This window comes from Enterococcus sp. DIV0876, from assembly GCF_050529585.1.
Taxonomy (GTDB): domain Bacteria; phylum Bacillota; class Bacilli; order Lactobacillales; family Enterococcaceae; genus Enterococcus_D.
In genome coordinates, this window is record NZ_CP172882.1 from 1,482,077 (window position 1) to 1,500,693 (window position 18,617).

Genomic DNA, 18,617 nt, shown 5'->3' on the forward strand with positions numbered 1-18,617 from the left:
TTCATCTGAAATAGTCAGTCGCTTACCTCAGACAAATGAAACCACCAATTTTCTAATGATAGTTGGCTGTATCATACTTGTATATGTTCTGTACAGCTATTTTAAAAATCGTCGGAAAGGGACTTAATCTAAGGCTCTTTACGACAGTGAAGCAACACAAAAAATAATGAATCAAAATTAAGGAGAGAATCAAATTTATGTCTATCCAGTTTTCAGAAAAAGTCGCAGTATCTTTGTTTACAGTAGCAGCTACACTTATGACGCCAGTTTTAGTATCAGCAACAACATACAATGGCGCAAATGAAGCAGAAAGTGAAGTCTTTGGGTCTATTATTGCCTCAGATGCAGGGAACGAAATCCCGCCGGTCAACCCAGGTGAGCCAAGTCCAGAGGTTGATCCAGACTTAGTCAACCCAGATCGTGGAGAAGACTATTTTTCTATTCGTTATGTCTCTCAACTTAATTTTGGACAAACACCACATTCATCATTGCCATATGTAAGACAAGCATATCGAGATGCCAATACCCAAATCTTAGATGAAGCAACGGGTCAATATACTGCAGCTGAAAATCAGGTTTGGATCGAAGATTTGCGCAACAATGAGAATCGTACGGATTGGGTCCTAACAGTGCAACAAACAGCAGACTTTATGGGTGGCGCAGTGATCACAATGAATCCCTATGTACATGCTGCGACAACCACTAATTTTGGTGTGCATACACCATCTTCTGCGTTGACCTTGAATCTGCAGCCGCAGAATTTCGCATGGGCTGCCCAAACTGATTCAACGAAAGCTGGAGATTTTGCTATCAGCATGGGTGAGGTAACAGTAAGTATCCCAGCCGGCGTTGGGGTGAGCACCTATGAAACCTCGTTGAAATGGAATCTAACGGCACAACCTTAATTCGTCTTTTGTATCTTAACCAAACGTATGAGTAGCTGCGAAACATGAAAGGAGAAAAAAGTTGTTGAAAATGATTCTAAAGTGTCTCACTTTGCTCGCCTTGTGTTTCGTAGCGGGAATGCCGAACGCAGCACAAGCAACATCACCAACGTTTAACGTGACCCCGATTCATCCAGTTTCTCAAACGGATACATCTTTGGGGTATTACGATATCCGCTTGGCGTCTGGTCAAAGCGAGGTTTTGGAACTTGAACTCATGAACGGGTTGGACCAAGAGCGTACATTTGTTATCTATGCAAACGCCGCGTTTACCAATATGAATGGTGTGATAGATTACACGCCTGACCATCAGGAGTACGACGAAACACTCGTTCTTTCTTTTAATGATGTTGTTGAAAAAGACAGCCAAGAAATCACGATTGCTGCGAATGCCACTGAAATTGTTTCTGTAGCAATCGAAATGCCGTCACAATCTTTTGATGGAATCATCCTAGGTGGAATCACAGTTGAAGAAGCCGCTATGGAAGAAACAGAAGATGCAGCCAATGTGTTTAGCTACACGATTGCTGTCGTGATTAGCCAAAACGACCAGGTTACTGTTGCTGACATGGCATTAAAGGGTGTTTATCTGGATCAACGAAACCGGCGAACAGTAATTGTTGCTGATTTGCAAAATCCAGTACCAATGATCCTTAATGATATTCATGTGCAAGCGAGCGTCTTCAAAGATGGCGCCGCACAACCACTTTTTTATACTGAAAAGAGTGAAATGCGCATGGCACCCCATTCGATCCTACCATTTGGTATTGGAACAGATGACCAACATCTTCAAGCGGGAACTTACCGAGTGGAATTGGCGGTTACTGCGAATGAAGAAGATGAGTGGCACTTTGAAGGCAGTTTTGAGGTGTCGCAAGAGCAAGCTCGGCAGTTTAACGATTCAGCAGTTGATTTAGCGGATCCACCAGCGAATTATATGTGGATAGCAATTGTTGCGGTCATCTGTTGTTTCGTTCTATCGCTTGCATTAATTTTAACCAGAAGAAAGAAGTGATGCCGAAAATGAATGTTGACAAACTATTCGGCGCAAGTAAGCGTCGAATTCCAGCTTTGCTGTGTATCCTCAGTCTATTGCTTCCTTATTTTAGCTTTCCAAATTACGGGCATGCTGAAACTATTGAAACCAGTGAAATCAGTGAATCAAAACCTGAACGTTCTGTTTCAGAAAATGAAGAAACTACTGGCATCGAAGAAGGATCTGGAGAATTAGCATACTTAGAAGTACCAGAAGAGCCATTTAACGATAGCCCTGGCAATCAAGGTGAGGCGACAGATGAGAAAGAAGAGAAGGACACATCTGGCACTAATACCCACTCGGAAGAAGAAACTCGGGCACAACCTCGTATTGACTTTCCGATTGGGATGCCTGTTACAAGCGGCAATATACAGTATGTGGTCATTGGCAGGGACCAAGATGTGACGCAAGTTGAAGCAATCGGATTTGACAGAGAAATAACGCGTACCTTGACAATACCAAGCGTAATTGCGGTTATTCCTGGAGTTGCTCATGTGGAAGTAGTGTCCATCCGAGAACGGGCCTTTGAAGGTCTAGGATTGGAAGAACTGCAGATAGCAGAGGGCTCGATTGAGATCAAAGAACGCGCTTTTGCGAATAATTCTTTGTCAAACGTCCATTTAAACGGGGTGAGACGGATTGGCAATGAGGCATTCCAAAACAATCCCCTCACAGCACTCAATTTAACGAATGCAAACAACCTAGAATCAATTGGGGAGCGAGCGTTTGATGGAGGTCGTTTGGGCAATTTACAAATCGCCACCGGACCTGTACGGATTGAGGAGCGGGCATTTGCCGATAATGCGTTGACAACGATCAATTTAAATGGTGTAAGCCAGATCGGCGATGAAGCGTTTCAAGACAATCCTCTTAGAGTGGTGAATTTGACCAATGCAACACGTTTGGTATCGATTGGCAAACGGGCGTTTGCTAATGCTGCAATGGTTGTCAGTTTGCCTACGTCGATTCGTCACATTGGGGAACGGGCGTTTGCTGACAATGAAACTCTATCTCAAATAAATTTCCCTGAGGGGGGATCTTTTGACTTCTTGGGGGAGCGCCTTTTTGACAATAGTAATCTATCGATGATTTTTGTCAGCAACGAAGCTGAATGTCAGCATCTGCGCCAATATTTGACAGCTTCTGTCATGGCAGGAATAACTGATATAACGACGATGATGCGGTTAGATTCTGCTAGTTATGCTGAGGATATATCGACCAACATGATGCAATTTGAAGGTGAACAGTTGAGTTTGCGTGTTTCCAATGTCTTTTATCGCTTCATAGATGGCAATGCAGACTGGGTACCCGCACCTGTTATGTGGGTCAAAGACAATCAGATACTAGATACTACCGGGTATCGTTTGGATTTTGATCACCTCTCACTGCTCGATAGCGGGGTGTATCAAGCCAGAATTGAACTCCAAGAAAATGGCTACTATTATTTAGATAAGATCGAATTAACTGTGGAGCGGTTTTTAACGTATACTTTCCATGAACATGCTGATGGCACAACGACAGCCACTGTTAACGGCGTGAATCGGAATTATCGGGAAGAGGTGCGCGACGTGTTTATTCCTGACCAAGTGATTAATTATGAACAAGGATGGACGATGCCTTCAACTGTAAATGCGATTGCGCCAAATGCTTTTTTGGGTAACGTAGCTGCTGGATTGTACTTGAATTCAGTTCGTTTACCAGACACATTAGAGGAAATAGGGGTTAATGCTTTTACGATGAATCGCCTAACAGAGCTTCAATTACCAGAAGGCTTAGTGACAATTGGTGAAAGTGCTTTTTCGCGAAACAACCTAACCAGCTTGACAATTCCAGCTAGTGTAGAACAAATTGGTGGTTCTATTCTTTCTTTCAATACGCTGCTAGAAGAAGTGACTTTTCTATCAACTGATATCGAAGTTGGCACCTTTTTATTTGGTGGATGTAATCGCCTAAGCCGTATTATGGTTCCAAAGAACGATGATTTGGAAGCTATGACAGAGATTCTTTCTTCTACAGCAATGAGTCAATTAGGGTCGACATTTCCTTTGCTTCTCAGTGAAGAGGGGATGGTGTATTCTGAGGGGACTTTACTCAATCATTCGGTAAACCTTGGCGACAGTATCCAATTTTCTACTGAAGGTGTACCCTACCAATTAGCGACAGGTGGTGTTTGGAATCACATTGCTGTTGAGTGGTTCCATAATCAAGCGTTGCGTGCACAAGGGACGAATTTAGAAATTGAATCCGCAATGCTTTCTGATGCAGGGAATTATTTTGCAAGTATCAACCACTCTTTTTACGCTCAGGACTTGCCAACCATCCGTTTAGCAGTTGACACAAGTCGTATTCCTGATGTCGATCCAGACAATCCGGCCATTAAACCTGATGCCCCTTTGAACCCTAATAGTGGCGCATTGAGTATTCGCTATGTCTCAGCGATTGAATTTCGCCGGACAACTTTTTCGCCAGATGAGCAGCAGCTGCAGGCATTACCTAATATTGATAGTACTGGTGCAACGATGCCTCACCTGATAAGTGTGCAGGATACGCGGGCAGCGGCTGAGCGCAACGGATGGCGCCTTTCTGTTCGTCAAACAAATGACTTCCTAAGCGGCACGAGCATAGAACTTTCCCCATATGTTCATGAACGAAATCAAACGCGTTTTGGTGTTCAAACGGCAGATACGATGGTCTTGAATGATTCCTTGCAAAATATTGCTTGGACAACGGCCGACGAGTATGAAGCTGGCGTGTTATCGATTGCCATATCAGGCCACAACAATACCGGACTTACGGCACTGGTTCCTGCGAGAGCTGGGATCGGTGAGTCTGAAACGACCATGATGTGGAACCTGCAAACTGGTCCCTGACCAGCTCGTTTATCGCCAAAAATTTACAGGTGTCATGATTGGTAACGGATCGTTCGGTCTTCCATAGAATTTGAAGTCTTACCATGAAAAGGGACTGTGACAGGTCCCTTTTTTATGTGATAATTCATCCAACATATGTCCATATTTATCCGCGTTTTGCTATGCCAATTATCGCAGCTGTTTATTCTATTGGCGTCAAGAAGGTAAAGCATATAATAAAATGGTCTCCGCATGATAGATAAGAATCAGTTGACTTTAAGAAAATATTTGATATTATATTGTTATTCATTAGGAGGTACAACCACATTGATCATCAAACAAGTGTTTAACAATAATGTCGTTCTTACAACAGATGAAAACGATCAAGAAGTAATCGTTATGGGCAATGGCTTAGGATTTGGTAAAAAAGCCGGTCAATTTCTAAAAAAGAGCGTGATCGATAAGCGCTTCGTTATTGAAGACAAAGAAGTACAAGACAAATTTGTTGATTTATTGTCTCAACTTCCAGAAGATGTGGTCAATCTGACAACTGAAGCGGTAGGAAAAGCGCAAGAAACGCTTCATGCTGATTTGAATGAAAGCGTGTTCGTCACTTTAGCGGATCACCTCGCGAATGTTTTACAAAATGGCGCAGATTATGTAACACCTAAAAATTATATGATTTGGGATATAAAACGGTATTATCCAAAGGAATTTTCTGTAGGACAGTATGTCTTGCAATATATTCAAAAGAATTATGGCTTTCATTATCCAGAAGATGAGGCTGGCTTCATTGCTTTACATATCGTAAATGCAGAACAAGGTGCGCAAGGCGCATATGCATTAGAGATCACAGAACTTATTCAAGCTTTAGAAAAAATTCTTCGGAACAAAACACAAGATCAATTAGACAAAGATTCGATTCAGTATTATCGATTTATCACGCATTTGCGTTTTTTGGCTCTTCGTGTCGCGCAAGGAAATATCGACGAAGCTTCGACTTCTGAGAACCTTTTCTTGCATTTGGCGAAGGAAAACTATCCAAAAAGTTTTGAAATAGCTACGTTGATGAGTCGTTATATTGATGAGAACTATGCGTTTCGTATTTCATCTGACGAAACATTGTATTTAATCATGCATCTTGCTAAAATCATTAAGGAATAAAGGTCAAAAGACCGTTTAAAAAATAATTGCTTTTTTACTGAGGAATGAAAAAGCAGGCCCGTGGAACGGCAGGATGGTGACATTCAGTTGGCCAAACCTTCAAAATACTATCACTATAGTTCATTATTTTGGAGGGAAAGATATGAAAGACTTAGCAGAACAAATTATTGAAATGGTTGGGAAAGAATCGAACATTCATTCTCTGACTCATTGTGTGACACGACTACGCTTCAATTTGAACGATGAAGCAAAAGCGGATACGAATGCACTAAAAAATCTTGATGGCGTCATGGGTGTCCAATCAAAAGGTGGACAATACCAAGTCGTTATTGGATCAAACGTAGGAAAAGTGTATCAAGCAATTCTTGCAAAACTGCCTCGTTTGTCTGAAGTAGAAGATTCAGCAGAAAAACATACAAAACCAAAAGAAAAGTTGATCAACCGAATGATAAATGCGTTATCCGCAATTATTGTTCCATCCTTGTCACCGATCATAGGTGGTGGGATGATCAAAGGTTTTTTGTTCATGTTTACGATGCTGGGCTGGCTCTCTTCAGAAAGTGATACCGCTATCGTGTTGACAATGATCAGTGATGCAATGTTTTATTTTTTCCCATTTTTACTTGCTGTAGGTGCCGCGAAATTCTATAAAACCAACGCCTATATGGCACTGACACTTGCGGGGATATTGATGTATCCAAGTTTTATGAACTTGGCAGCGGAAGGAAAGCTTACTTCATTAAGTTTATTCGGCTTTATTCCGATCCAAGTCGTGAATTATTCTGGATCGATTTTACCCATTATTTTTGGGACGTGGTTAATGTCAAAAGTATACAATTGGGCTGAGGAAAAAGTGCCAGAAATGCTGACGGTCATTTTAACACCGATTATTGCTCTAATGGTTGTTGCACCAATTACTTTAGCCATTTTTGCACCAGCAGGTTTTTTCATTGGTGACTATGTGGCAAAGGGAATAGAAGTCTTAATGGACTTTTCACCAATTTTGGCAGGATTTGTTATTGGCGCTTCTCGTCCATTGTTGGTGTTAGGCGGCATGCATCATGCGTTGCGGCCAATTGCATTCCAACAAATCGCAACGTTTGGGTACTCAACTTATTCTGCGATGCTCATGATGTCTACCATGGCACAAGCAGTTGCAACATTTGGTATTTATGTTACGATTCGAAATCGCAAGGAAAAACAAATCGCTCTTTCTTCAACGGTCTCAGCCTTTTTAGGGATTACCGAACCTGCGCTGTATTCGATCATTGTTAACAAAAAAGCTGCATTGATCGGTGCATGTTTGGGTGGTGGTTTTGGTTCTGCCGTGGGGTCAGTACTAGGTGCAAAAGCGATGGCTGCAGTTATGCCAAGTGTGATTTCTTTGCCAGTGTTCATCAATGACAAAATGGCTGGTTTCTTCATTGGATTATTGGTGACAGTTCTTTCATCGTTCTTTATTACAGTCTTTTTGGCTAAAACTTTTTTCAATGTCAATAAAAATAATGAAGATCAAATCTTGAATACCGGTGAAATGATCCATCTGACAGCACCCGTAAAAGGTGAGATAGTTCCCTTATCAGAAGTTGATGATCCTACTTTTTCATCTGGTATTATGGGACCGGGGATCGCGGTAAAACCATCAAGTAATGACATCGTGTCTCCTGTTGACGGAAAAATCATCAGTGTATTTCCAACCAAGCATGCTGTAACGATCCAAAGCAAAGACGGCGTCGAGATTCTCTTGCATGTGGGGATCGATACAGTCCAATTAAAGGGAAAATACTTTACATCTTTTGTGGTTGCAGATCAACAAGTGTCTGCAGGAGAAAAAGTATTATCAGCTGATTTTTCGCGTATTGAAAAAGAAGGGTTTGATACGGAAGTAATGATGATCGTCATGAATGCAAACGCATATCAAGAAATGACCATTGATAATCAAAGACGCGAAGTTGACGCGAGTGATGAACTAATGAATTTCACAAAGGTGTTAGCCTAATCAGCCATAACAAACAGGAGAGATCGTTTCATTCAAATTATAGTTACTTGAAAATGACGAATAAGGAGATCATACAATGACATTTAAAAATGGGTTTTTATGGGGCGGAGCAATTGCCGCAAACCAAGCAGAAGGTGCATACAATATTGGTGGTAAAGGTTTATCGATCGCGGATATGAAAACGGTTGTCGGTGTAGACAAAGAACGATTCTTTACCCCAAAATTAGAAAAAGACGTGTATTATCCATCACATCAAGCAATTGATTTCTATGGACATTTTAAAGAGGATATTGCTTTGATGGCGGAAATGAATTTCAACGTATTTCGGACATCGATCTCATGGAGCCGTATTTTTCCTTTAGGATACGAAGAGAAACCCAATGAAGAAGGATTGAAATTTTATGATGCGCTGATCGATGAACTGCTGCTTCATGGCATCGAACCACTGATCACATTGAGTCATTTTGAGATGCCAATGGGATTGGTAGAAAAATACAATGGTTTTGCCAGTCGTGAAACGATAGATTTCTATTTGCGATTCGTAGAAGTAGTCATGAATCGCTATAAAGATAAAGTGAAATATTGGTTGACTTTTAATGAAATCAACTTTGCCACGATTTCGAAAGGAACACTAAATATTTTAGGCATGAACCCGAATGGGAAATATCCTTTGAGCCAATTACCAGATGATCCACAGGTCCGTTTCCAAGCCTTGCATCATTGTTTTGTAGCAAGTGCCAAAGCTGTGAAATTAGCAAAGTCAATTCGGCCTGATTTTATGGTGGGCTGTATGTTGGCACATTTGACAGTGTATCCATATACGTGCAAACCAGAGGATGTATTATTGGCAAAAGAATATGATTTATTACTGAATAAGTTCTGCGGAGATGTGCAAGTGAAAGGGAAATATCCTTCTTATATAAAGAGCTATTTCAAAAAAAATGGCATCGAAATAACATTTGAAGCAGGAGATGCAGAGGCGTTGGCAGAAGGAACGGTTGATATGTATACATTTTCTTACTATATGACGCTTTGTGCAACAAAGCAAGAAGGGGTAGAGTTATCCTATGGTAATTTGATGGGTGGTGCCAAAAATCCATATTTGGCGTCCTCAGATTGGGGTTGGCAGATTGATCCAGTGGGCTTAAGATATACCCTCATCGACTTATATGACCGATATGAAATTCCATTGATGGTCGTGGAGAATGGCTTAGGCGCAGAAGATCAAATGAATGCTGATGGTGAAATCAACGATGATTATCGAATCGACTATTTAAAGAAACATATTGAAAATATGGCACTTGCTGTGGATGCAGGAGTAGATCTCATGGGTTATACGATGTGGGGACCAATCGATCTTATTTCAGCAGGTACTGGAGAAATGAAGAAACGGTATGGCTTTATTTATGTTGATATGGATGATCACGGCAATGGCACCTTAAAACGGACCAAGAAGAAATCCTTCAACTGGTATGGCGAGATATGCAGAACCAATGCGCAAAGCTTGTTGGAAGAAGTGTAAGCCAGTCGCTATACCTATTCGTTTGTACTGCTTTTTGCATGTAGGCAGCTATGTATCTTCTTGAGGTTACCCTCTTTTGAAAATTAGAGCAAAAGTCGAAGATTTTTATCTTCGGCTTTTTTATTCCCGAATGCGCTTGTTATTACTTAAATATAGGCGATTTAGGCACATTCTTTTGAACAGCGGGGGATATCAAGTATAATATAACAAAAAATATGTCGCTTGCTTAATTTGGTGAATCATTAAAAATCGAAAATCAACATAACATGACAATTGTCAGAAACGCAGAAACAAGATGTTTTCTTTGCTGGGAGATCCATGAATAAGTCTTATCTTTGATTAAATGATGAAGGGTTGAGTGAAACAAATGAAATCAGAGCGATTTGTGTTAGAGCATAAACAGAACCAGTATCCATTTCCGTTGTTAGATAGTATGCCTATAATCAGCGGGGGACGGTTATGGGGGCTGGTGTTTGGTGTGGCATTGGCGGAATGGCTGTCCGTTATTCTCGGTGATATGCATGCGGGGAGTGAAGGGCTGGCCATTGTTATTTCCGTTGTCCAGCTTGTGTTGCCACTATCTCTTTTTATCGGATTGTTCACTGTCGTTGGACAACAGCGTTTTCGGCATCTATTTGCGCCAATTTCTTTTCGAGATATCGGGTTTACACTGGTCATGTTTGTATTGGGGACGATTTATTCCGCCGTTATGACAAATATCTTAACAACGACAGCCAATACGAATGTCATGTCTGGGTCTTCGTTGAACCATATGCAACGATTGTTGCTTTTTGCAATCAATGAAGGTTCTAATATCATTTTATTATTCAATGAAGAATTGTTGGCGATTATTTCTTTTTTGGCATTGGCTGCGTTAGCACGTCACTATGGTCATATGACGCGAAATACGTCAATTATCATTGGCTGGGTGGGTTCGATCCTTCTATTTGGTCTGCTGCACTATCAAGCATATGATTGGAATTTGGTACAGATGTTTCTGTTAATAGGTATGTCTCGTGTCTTTGATACGGCGATTTATATTCGTACAAAAAATATTATGCTCAGTTTTCTGGTCCATTTTATCTATGACACCATTATTTTTGCAGTCGCAATGTTTGGTTAATGTTCACAATAAGTCAATCGACGCCAGACTTGTCATCGTAGGTTTCACATGTTATGATAAAATAAACACTTGAGGAGGAAAAGGAATGACTGCTTCTATGAAATTGCGTAACCAACTTTTAAATCAGTAATTGAATACAAATTTAAAAGTCTAGATTATTGTGATTTTATGGGGAAGTGTATACTTTTCAAAAAATAAATGAAATGACAAGCATAGTCTTTGGCTATGCTTTTTTTACACTTTCTTGACCTGTAGTTCTAGGCAAGAAGGAGAAGTAAAATGAATCCATTAGCCATCAAACTAAAAGATGTACGCCAAACATTTGGTGACAAAGAAGTACTTTCGATACCAGAATCAACCATCTATCAAAATGAACGAATTGGGATAATAGGCGGGAACGGACAAGGAAAAAGCACCTTGTTAAAAATTATCCACGGAGATTTGATACCTGATGAAGGGAAAGTACAGCGAGAAATTACATTTAGTTATTATGCACAAATCAGTGATTTAGCTGAAGCAAACAACAATGCATCTTTCGACTGGGCGCTCTTGAGTAGATTTGGGGTTCCTGATCATGCAGTCCCATCATTAAGTGGTGGCGAAGCAGCCAAATATCGATTGACTCAGGTCATTTCAAATTATCAATTGGGCTTGTTGCTTGATGAACCAACCACACACTTAGATCGAGATAGCATAGAAAAATTGATAACCGAATTGAATTTTTATTATGGAACAATCGTTTTTGTCAGTCACGATAGGCAATTCTTAAATGCTTTGGCAACCAAAATTTGGGAAGTATCCGATGGTTCTGTGACGGAATATAGCGGCAATTATGATGAATATATAAAACAAAAAGAACTGAAGAATATGACAGCTGCTAAAGAAGCCGAAAATTATATGAAAGAACGAAGCCGATTAGAAAAAGCCGTGAAACAAAAGCAAATGCAGGCGGAAAAAATGCAAAAAGTATCGGCAAAAAAAATGCAAAAAAATATACGTCCAGATAGACTTTCTTCTTCAAAACAAAAAGATACTAGTCAAAAAGGCATACAAAAACAAGCAAAATCGATCCAATCTCGGCTCGATCAATTAGAAGAAAAGACCGCCGCACATAAAAAGAAAAAAATTGTTTTTCCCGAAACAAAAATGATTGAGATGCATAATAAATTTCCTATTAGAGCTGAAAACTTCACTTTAAAAAAAGGAGAAAAACGACTACTAGATAATTGTGATTTTTCATTTGAACTTGGGAAGAAAATTGCGCTCATTGGAAGAAATGGCGTCGGCAAAACTTCTTTGTTGGAGGCAATTGTCAATGATTCTGATGGCATCATTTTGTCATCAAAAGTCGTCTTTTCTATCTACCGACAAATGGCCTATAAAATGGATAGTGATACATCAGTGATAGAGTACTTGATGCAGCATACGGTGTATTCAGAGCCATTGATCAGAAGTATCCTCAATAATTTGGGCTTTGAACAAAGTGAATTGTCTAAATCTGTCTGTCATTTAAGTGGTGGAGAGACCACTAAGATCCAAATTGCTATGCTGTTCACTGTACCATCCAATGTGCTGATTTTGGATGAACCAACCAATTTTATTGATTTAGAGACCATACAAGCACTAGAAGAACTCATGCAACAATATAGAGGAACCATACTTTTTACCTCACATGATCCATATTTTGTCAAAAACACAGCAAATCAGATTTATCAAATAGCAGATTGCAGGTTAAAAAAAGTCGAGACATACATGTAAAAGTTCGGCTCGATAAGGGAGGTCATTTAGATTGCTTGTTACAGCGTGTTGAAGCCTGTCGACATGGTATAATAAACAAAAAGGATTCTTCATTTGCATAGCAAAGCAAGTGATGAAATAGATGAGGATTGAAGTTGTGATGGAAATCAGATTATTAAGGTATTTTTGGACAGTGGCTGAAGAAGGAAATATTTCTAGGGCGGCGAAACTGTTGAATATTACCCAGCCTACCCTGAGTCGACAGATTCGAGAATTGGAAGAACAATTAGGGGTCCCATTATTTCACCGAGAGAAAAATCATCTTTACCTTTTACCGGAGGGCATATTCTTAAAAGAACGCGCAGAGGAAATTCTTCATTTAGATGATCAGCTGGAACAAGCGTTTCTCAATAAAAAAAAGAAACAGTTAGAAGGAACCATTGTCATTGGATGTGTTGAGGCGGATAATTCTGATACAGTTGCAATGATGCTGGAAGAGATGGTCAGCGACTATCCAAATGTTCGCTTTACCATTGTCACTGGTACGAGTGATGATATCAGTGATCGTTTGGAAAAGGGATTGATCGATTTAGCTGTTTTGTTAGAGCCAGTGTCATTGAAAAATGTCAAAACTTTAACTTTACCAAGGGAAGAAAAATGGGGCTTTTTGGTTTCAAATGAATTGTTTATCGCCAGCAAAAAAAGTTTGACCCCTGAAGATATCAAAGGATTACCGATTTTATGCTCTAATCGAGTGGAGGTCAAGAATTTACTGACCACATGGAGCGGCACCGATTTAGCGGCGTTAAATATCGTGGGTCATTTTAATTTGATCTTTAATGTGTTTCCGTTAGTTGAAAACAAGGTAGGATCTGCACTAACCATAGAAGGAGCTGTGGCCAAACGTCACTTGGCAGATTCCGTGTTTATTCCTATGGAACCAGAGGTGAAGACCCACTGTGTACTCGTGTGGAAAGAACGGATTCAGACACCTGTGATCCAAGCATTTATTGCACGTTTTAAACATGCTTTTGAAGCATAGAGCCATATGAAATAGGCATTAGACGTTAGAAACAATGAGTTGTACGATGAGTATATCAATCGTATGACTCATTTTTGTTTGGAAAGGGGGATCCCGTTGAGTGCTGTAGTGGTGTTTTTTTCACGTAGTGGAGAAAACCTGATAAATGGAAAGCCTGTAAAGATCTCAATAGGCAACACTGAATTATTGGCCCAAAAAATTGCTGAAAGATTGAATTGCCAACGAATTCAATTAGAGGAAATGGATCGATATCCTGAAGAGTATAAGAATACCGTTGATCGGGCCGCATATGAGAAGCAAGAAAATAAACGGATTGCTTACCACCCTGTTGCGATAGATCGGTTAAAAATAGATACTCTTTTTCTAGGTTACCCCAATTGGTGGGGGAGTTATCCAAGAATTATTGCGACATTCTTGGAGGATTTCGAAACTGACGGGTTAGCGATCTATCCTTTTTGTACCCATGAGGGCAGTGCTTTCGGCAGCAGTTTAAACGAACTAAAAGAACAATGCCCAAATGCAACGATTCATTGTGGCTTACCCGTGCGTGGCTCTCGGGTCGATCGATCTGATATTGCGATCGAAAATTGGCTGCTTATGGACAAATAAAAGAATATATGGAGGAATAAAAAATGGCAAAACACGAAGAAGTAAAGAATGGGATCATTTTTCCAATTGGAGAAAAAAATGACGCATATGCCCAGTATTTTATTGGTCAAAGCTATTTGCAAGGACTTATTTCTGATCCTGACATCAATGTAGGCGTGGGAAATGTGACCTTTGAACCAGGATGTCGCAACAATTGGCATATCCATTATAATGGCTTCCAGTTATTACTTGTGACTGGCGGGGAAGGATGGTACCAAGAAGAGGGGAAACCTGCACAATTTTTAACCGTTGGCGATGTGATCATCACCCATGACGGAGTCAAACATTGGCATGGTGCAGCAAAAGATAGTTGGTTCTCACATATTGCGATTACTGCTGGAACTCCAGAATGGTTAGAGCCAGTAGACGATCAGTGGTATGAAAGTATAGTGAAATAAAGGAGATGTCTAGTGATGAAAAAACAAACAGCAGGTAGAGAACAATTAGGAGAATTTGCGCCGCAATTCGCCGCCCTCAATGATGATGTGCTTTTCGGAGAAGTCTGGGCAAAAGAAAATGAACTGTCTGCCCATGACCGCAGCATGATCACTTGTTCCGCATTATTGGCAATGGGGGCACCACAACTAGAAGCCCACTTAACGATTGCAAAAAACAATGGCGTCACAAAAGATGAAATCACAGCATTGATCACACATTTGGCTTTTTATGCCGGTTGGCCAAAAGCGTGGAGCGCCTTTGCAATGGCAAAAGACATTTTTGGCAGTGAAGAAGAGAAATAAGCATCACTGATCTGTTATGCTCAAGTGACTGAAATCCCTAAGGAGTGAAAATGAATGATTTTACAAGAAAACTATCGATTAAATAATGGACTGCTGATACCGAAAGTTGGTTTTGGCACATGGATGATCGATGATATAGCTGTGGTCCAAGCAGTGAAGGATGCCCTAGAAATCGGTTATCGTCATATTGATACTGCACAAGCTTATGGGAACGAGCGCGGGGTTGGTGAAGCAATCCGAACTTCGGGTATTGATCGTTCTGATATCTTTGTGACGAGTAAAGTTGCTGCAGAGCATAAATCATATGAAGCCGCTGCCCAATCCATTGATACATCCTTATCAACACTCGGGTTGGATACAATTGACTTAATGATCATTCATGCACCTCAACCATGGAATGAGTTTAGAGAAGCCAATTATGATCTAGAAAATCGAGAAGTGTGGCGTGCATTAGAAGATGCCGTTCGAGATGGGAAAGTCCGTGCCATTGGGCTATCCAACTTTAATCAACAAGATGTTGAAAATATTTTGACACATGCCACGATCAAACCGGCGGTGAACCAGATCTTGGCCCATGTTGCCAATACCCCTTTTGACTTAATCGATTTTTGTCAACATAATGATATTTTAGTTGAAGCGTATTCGCCAGTTGGCCATGGCGAATTAATGAAAAACACTGCGTTACAACATTTGGCGCAGACTTATCAAGTGTCAGTTCCCCAACTGGCCATCCGTTATTGCTTGGCATTGGGCTTATTGCCGCTGCCAAAATCAGCGAACAAAGAACATATCAAAACAAATGCTGCCCTTGATTTTACGTTGACAGATGATGATATAGCCTATTTAAAGGCCTTTCAAGTAATAGATAATTATGGGGAATCAAGTGGATTTCCTGTTTATCAAAAAAGATAGAGGCCTGCAGAGAAGAGAATGAATCAATTAACTATTCTAATAAAAAGACCAAGAATGAGAGACATTCTTGGTCTTTTTTTTCTTTGGACCTAGAGGTAATTTTATCTATAATCAGACTTTTTTACTCATAATATATATTCAATATGAATGAAAACGAAAATTTTTTCCTTGTGTAAGGAAAAAATAGTGGCTAGATTAATAGGCGATTTTTGATTATAGTGAGTGTAACACACAGTAAAGGAGAAAGTCTTTGGAGAAGATTCTTGAAAATCTGCTCACAAGTGAGCATAGAAAACGAAGTCTTCTTATCTTAGAGTATTTGGAAAGAACGAATAGAACCTTGCAGTTTCTTGCAAAAAGTCTTGGTGTGACGAGAAGAACAATCTCGAACGATGTGAAAGATCTTAAAGAAGAGTTTTCAGACTGTATTCACATCAACACATCCCATCTGGGCGTTGAAATGGATGTATTTGACTACAATCGTTTTTTTAAGAGGAAAAAGAAACTGATTCAAAATGAAGACTTAATCAAAATTTCTACAGCGATCTTATTAGGAGAATGTAAGTCGATAGTCGAGTGGAGTTCTGCATTAAACTATTGCGTAAAAACAATTTCCAGAAAACTCAAGCAATTGGGTCAGGTAACTGTTAATTATGGATTTAGTGTCACGAGTTTTAAAGTTGATTTTGTCGGTGATGAATCGAATATTCGTAAATTCTTTTATGATCTATTTGTTCAATCTGATTATTTGATAATCGAAAAATTGAGCACGTATGAAGCTGAAATAGAACGTATGGCTGAAGAGATTGATTCAATGGTCGGCAATATTTCCAAAAAAACAATTCGTCAAATTATTGCCTTAGCAGTGATTCGCTTTGGAAAGGGTCCGCTTTTTAGAGAATCAACGCTAAAGAATTACTTCGCTGTTGATCAACTTGCTATGTATGTTTATCAAGAACTGAAACAATTGCCGGAAATATCGAAATATTCTAACCAAGAGATTTTTGAGGAATGTTGTTTTATTGCCAGTATCATCTATCTGCACGAAAAAACAGCGCTGCTTATGGATTCAAGCAAAGAATTGATAGACTACTTAGATGCCTCTCTGGTAGTTGAGGTGGTCCTTACTGAAGTGAAAGACGTTTTGAAGCAGAACATATTAGTCTCAGAAGATTCATTGCGTGAGCTAATCAATATGTTTTTGTTTCAACAAAAAATAAAGATAGACTTAGGCAATGTTTATTCTAAGAAGGATTATGAATCTTTGGAAGTCATTCAGGCACTAAATAAACAACTTTTTGATCAACTCGAAGGCAGATTTAGGAATAATCATCAAATCCAAACATATTTCCTCCATAGTCGCTGTCCGTCTCTTTTGGCGTCGGATGTATTGCTTTTCTTATTCACCAATAAAGCATGCCAAGTGTTGAGAAAATTAGTGATTGTTCTCAAAAAAAATTCTATGATCGATGTGGTGATGAAGGAAGTCTTTGCTGATCATCTTGGGGAAAGAGTATTGATTTTGTATCAAGATCAATTGGAAGGATTAAACGAACCGATTGATACCGATATTTTGGTTTCAAATGTCTACCCGTTTGAACATGATCTTAATCCAACAACACGCTTGTTTTTTTTACCAGAAAAAAATGATTTAGTCGAAGTAGTCGTCTTTATTTCTAAAATACTCTTAACTGACTTTGTGTCTGACGACTTATTGGGCCTTGCTTCAACATTGACACCAGCATAAGCCCTCATCACTGTACAGTGAAAGACATGGGCTGTTATCTGCCAAATACTGTGTGGGAAGACGATCTATATATGAAGACTTAGAAAGTAGGTGGAAACGGATCAAGCAGAAAATATGCAAATACTTTTTTCTCGTATCCTTCTTCGGACTGCTTCTGTCTTGTATGACTGTTCAGGCGGATTCTGTAAAGACCCAAAGCGGTATCTTGTTTACACAAGACCGTGAAAAAGTTGGCGCTCCTTCACCTGTTTTACCAGAATTAACGGTTGTTCCGGAACAAGAGAAGCCGCAAATAAACCAACGTATGCCTAAACTGACACAACGGCCTAGCACCAAGACCTATCTAGGGTGGCTGCTGATCATTGTTGTCTTATGCATACACATAAAAAAAACTTTATCAAAGAAATGGGGAAACAATCAACATGAAGAAGAAACAATTGTCAGTACTACTCCTTACAGCAGTCATACTGGGCAGTAATTTAACTAGCGTCCCTGCTTATGCCGACATCGAAAGTAATATAGGAACGATTGAATTTGGTCTAGCAGAGGATAATACTGATGTAACGGATCCTGATGGTGAGAACAATATTGATATTCCAACGAAACCTGGTGAATTTGTTATTGCTTATGCACCAAATTTTTATTTTGGTGAAAATGAGATTAGCGCTCTCACAACACAGTATCCAGCCGATGCTGATGAATTTGCGGAAATAGAAGATGGTGTCTTAACTGGCCAAACCATCAAACGAGCACACCATGCACAAGTGCGTGATTTGAGAGGCAGTGGCAGTGGATGGACGTTATCATTGGCCATGTCCAGTGATGGCTTTACAAATGCGAATGACCACAAAATTTTGGGCACGAAACTCTTATTGAATGCCCCTATCAGTAATGTTAACGCTGCTGCAGTAACCTTAAATCCAGGTGAATCAGTATCTGCTATGTCTGCCCTTCCTGGGACAGGCGAAGGATTGAGTACTGTGATGTGGGGCACAACAGATGCACTCGAAAACGGGAAAAATCCAAGTATTTTATTAGAAATTCCTGGGAATTCAGGCATTCAAGCGGAAACTGAATATACAGCAACACTTACATGGACATTAGCGGCAACGCCGGCAAATCCTTAGTCAGTTTGTGAATGGGGCGGGTGACTT

Annotated in this window: 16 protein-coding genes; all 16 read left to right on the forward strand. The window is 39.9% G+C overall.

All coding sequences use genetic code 11. The features are described 5' to 3' along the window. Positions 1 to 197: 197 nt before the first annotated feature. The 16 genes from IGI41_RS06870 to IGI41_RS06945 all read left to right on the forward strand — a co-directional run bounded on the left by IGI41_RS06870 (position 198) and on the right by IGI41_RS06945 (position 18,590). On the forward strand, positions 198 to 905 hold the full coding sequence (locus tag IGI41_RS06870; protein WP_430612530.1) for a WxL domain-containing protein: 708 nt from the start codon (positions 198 to 200) through the stop codon (positions 903 to 905). A gap of 70 nt (positions 906 to 975) precedes the next feature. Continuing rightward, the gene (locus IGI41_RS06875) at positions 976 to 1,959 is read left to right on the forward strand and encodes a DUF916 and DUF3324 domain-containing protein (protein ID WP_430612760.1); all 984 of its coding nucleotides are present in this window, start codon (positions 976 to 978) and stop codon (positions 1,957 to 1,959) included. Then, positions 1,959 to 4,850 carry a leucine-rich repeat protein gene (locus IGI41_RS06880; RefSeq protein WP_430612532.1) on the forward strand — a complete coding sequence of 964 codons (2,892 nt, stop codon included), beginning with the start codon at positions 1,959 to 1,961 and terminating at the stop codon, positions 4,848 to 4,850. The genes IGI41_RS06875 and IGI41_RS06880 overlap by 1 nt, the downstream gene beginning before the upstream one ends. Before the next feature lie 306 nt (positions 4,851 to 5,156). Then, a complete protein-coding gene (locus tag IGI41_RS06885) occupies positions 5,157 to 5,993 on the forward strand; it encodes a PRD domain-containing protein (RefSeq protein WP_430612534.1) in 837 nt (278 codons plus the stop codon). Positions 5,994 to 6,135: 142 nt separating this feature from the next. Continuing rightward, positions 6,136 to 7,992, forward strand: coding sequence for a beta-glucoside-specific PTS transporter subunit IIABC (locus IGI41_RS06890; protein WP_430612536.1), 1,857 nt, complete (start codon positions 6,136 to 6,138; stop codon positions 7,990 to 7,992). A 76-nt stretch (positions 7,993 to 8,068) separates the two neighbouring features. Then, entirely contained in the window at positions 8,069 to 9,514 is a 1,446-nt protein-coding gene (locus IGI41_RS06895; protein WP_430612538.1) for a glycoside hydrolase family 1 protein, read from the forward strand. Positions 9,515 to 9,899: 385 nt separating this feature from the next. Continuing rightward, the gene (locus IGI41_RS06900; protein WP_430612540.1) at positions 9,900 to 10,637 is read left to right on the forward strand and encodes a CPBP family glutamic-type intramembrane protease; all 738 of its coding nucleotides are present in this window, start codon (positions 9,900 to 9,902) and stop codon (positions 10,635 to 10,637) included. A gap of 279 nt (positions 10,638 to 10,916) precedes the next feature. Further along, the gene (abc-f, locus tag IGI41_RS06905; protein WP_430612542.1) at positions 10,917 to 12,395 is read left to right on the forward strand and encodes a ribosomal protection-like ABC-F family protein; all 1,479 of its coding nucleotides are present in this window, start codon (positions 10,917 to 10,919) and stop codon (positions 12,393 to 12,395) included. Between the two features lie 139 nt (positions 12,396 to 12,534). Further along, a complete protein-coding gene (locus IGI41_RS06910; protein ID WP_430612544.1) occupies positions 12,535 to 13,416 on the forward strand; it encodes a LysR family transcriptional regulator in 882 nt (293 codons plus the stop codon). A 96-nt stretch (positions 13,417 to 13,512) separates the two neighbouring features. After that, positions 13,513 to 14,025, forward strand: coding sequence for a flavodoxin family protein (locus tag IGI41_RS06915; RefSeq protein WP_430612546.1), 513 nt, complete (start codon positions 13,513 to 13,515; stop codon positions 14,023 to 14,025). A 23-nt stretch (positions 14,026 to 14,048) separates the two neighbouring features. Further along, entirely contained in the window at positions 14,049 to 14,462 is a 414-nt protein-coding gene (locus IGI41_RS06920; protein ID WP_430612548.1) for a cupin domain-containing protein, read from the forward strand. Between the two features lie 15 nt (positions 14,463 to 14,477). Further along, positions 14,478 to 14,804 (forward strand): carboxymuconolactone decarboxylase family protein, encoded by a 327-nt coding sequence (locus IGI41_RS06925; protein ID WP_430612550.1) that lies wholly within the window; start codon positions 14,478 to 14,480, stop codon positions 14,802 to 14,804. Positions 14,805 to 14,858: 54 nt separating this feature from the next. Continuing rightward, on the forward strand, positions 14,859 to 15,716 hold the full coding sequence (locus IGI41_RS06930; protein ID WP_430612552.1) for an aldo/keto reductase: 858 nt from the start codon (positions 14,859 to 14,861) through the stop codon (positions 15,714 to 15,716). Positions 15,717 to 15,966: 250 nt separating this feature from the next. Next, positions 15,967 to 17,463, forward strand: a complete 1,497-nt coding sequence (locus IGI41_RS06935) for an HTH domain-containing protein (RefSeq protein WP_430612554.1) — start codon at positions 15,967 to 15,969, stop codon at positions 17,461 to 17,463. 163 nt (positions 17,464 to 17,626) lie between these two features. After that, a complete protein-coding gene (locus IGI41_RS06940; RefSeq protein ID WP_430612556.1) occupies positions 17,627 to 17,941 on the forward strand; it encodes a hypothetical protein in 315 nt (104 codons plus the stop codon). Beyond that, positions 17,886 to 18,590, forward strand: a complete 705-nt coding sequence (locus IGI41_RS06945; RefSeq protein WP_430612558.1) for a WxL domain-containing protein — start codon at positions 17,886 to 17,888, stop codon at positions 18,588 to 18,590. Before IGI41_RS06940 ends, IGI41_RS06945 begins: the two co-directional genes overlap by 56 nt. The last annotated feature ends 27 nt before the right edge of the window (positions 18,591 to 18,617 follow it).

Coding starts and splice junctions, on each gene's coding strand:
- IGI41_RS06870 (WP_430612530.1), top strand. CDS start 198: ATGTCTATCCAGTTTTCAGAAAAAGTCGCAGTATCTTTGTTTACAGTA.
- IGI41_RS06875 (WP_430612760.1), top strand. CDS start 976: ATGATTCTAAAGTGTCTCACTTTGCTCGCCTTGTGTTTCGTAGCGGGA.
- IGI41_RS06880 (WP_430612532.1), top strand. CDS start 1,959: ATGCCGAAAATGAATGTTGACAAACTATTCGGCGCAAGTAAGCGTCGA.
- IGI41_RS06890 (WP_430612536.1), top strand. CDS start 6,136: ATGAAAGACTTAGCAGAACAAATTATTGAAATGGTTGGGAAAGAATCG.
- IGI41_RS06895 (WP_430612538.1), top strand. CDS start 8,069: ATGACATTTAAAAATGGGTTTTTATGGGGCGGAGCAATTGCCGCAAAC.
- abc-f (WP_430612542.1), top strand. CDS start 10,917: ATGAATCCATTAGCCATCAAACTAAAAGATGTACGCCAAACATTTGGT.
- IGI41_RS06910 (WP_430612544.1), top strand. CDS start 12,535: ATGGAAATCAGATTATTAAGGTATTTTTGGACAGTGGCTGAAGAAGGA.
- IGI41_RS06920 (WP_430612548.1), top strand. CDS start 14,049: ATGGCAAAACACGAAGAAGTAAAGAATGGGATCATTTTTCCAATTGGA.
- IGI41_RS06925 (WP_430612550.1), top strand. CDS start 14,478: ATGAAAAAACAAACAGCAGGTAGAGAACAATTAGGAGAATTTGCGCCG.
- IGI41_RS06930 (WP_430612552.1), top strand. CDS start 14,859: ATGATTTTACAAGAAAACTATCGATTAAATAATGGACTGCTGATACCG.
- IGI41_RS06940 (WP_430612556.1), top strand. CDS start 17,627: ATGACTGTTCAGGCGGATTCTGTAAAGACCCAAAGCGGTATCTTGTTT.
- IGI41_RS06945 (WP_430612558.1), top strand. CDS start 17,886: ATGAAGAAGAAACAATTGTCAGTACTACTCCTTACAGCAGTCATACTG.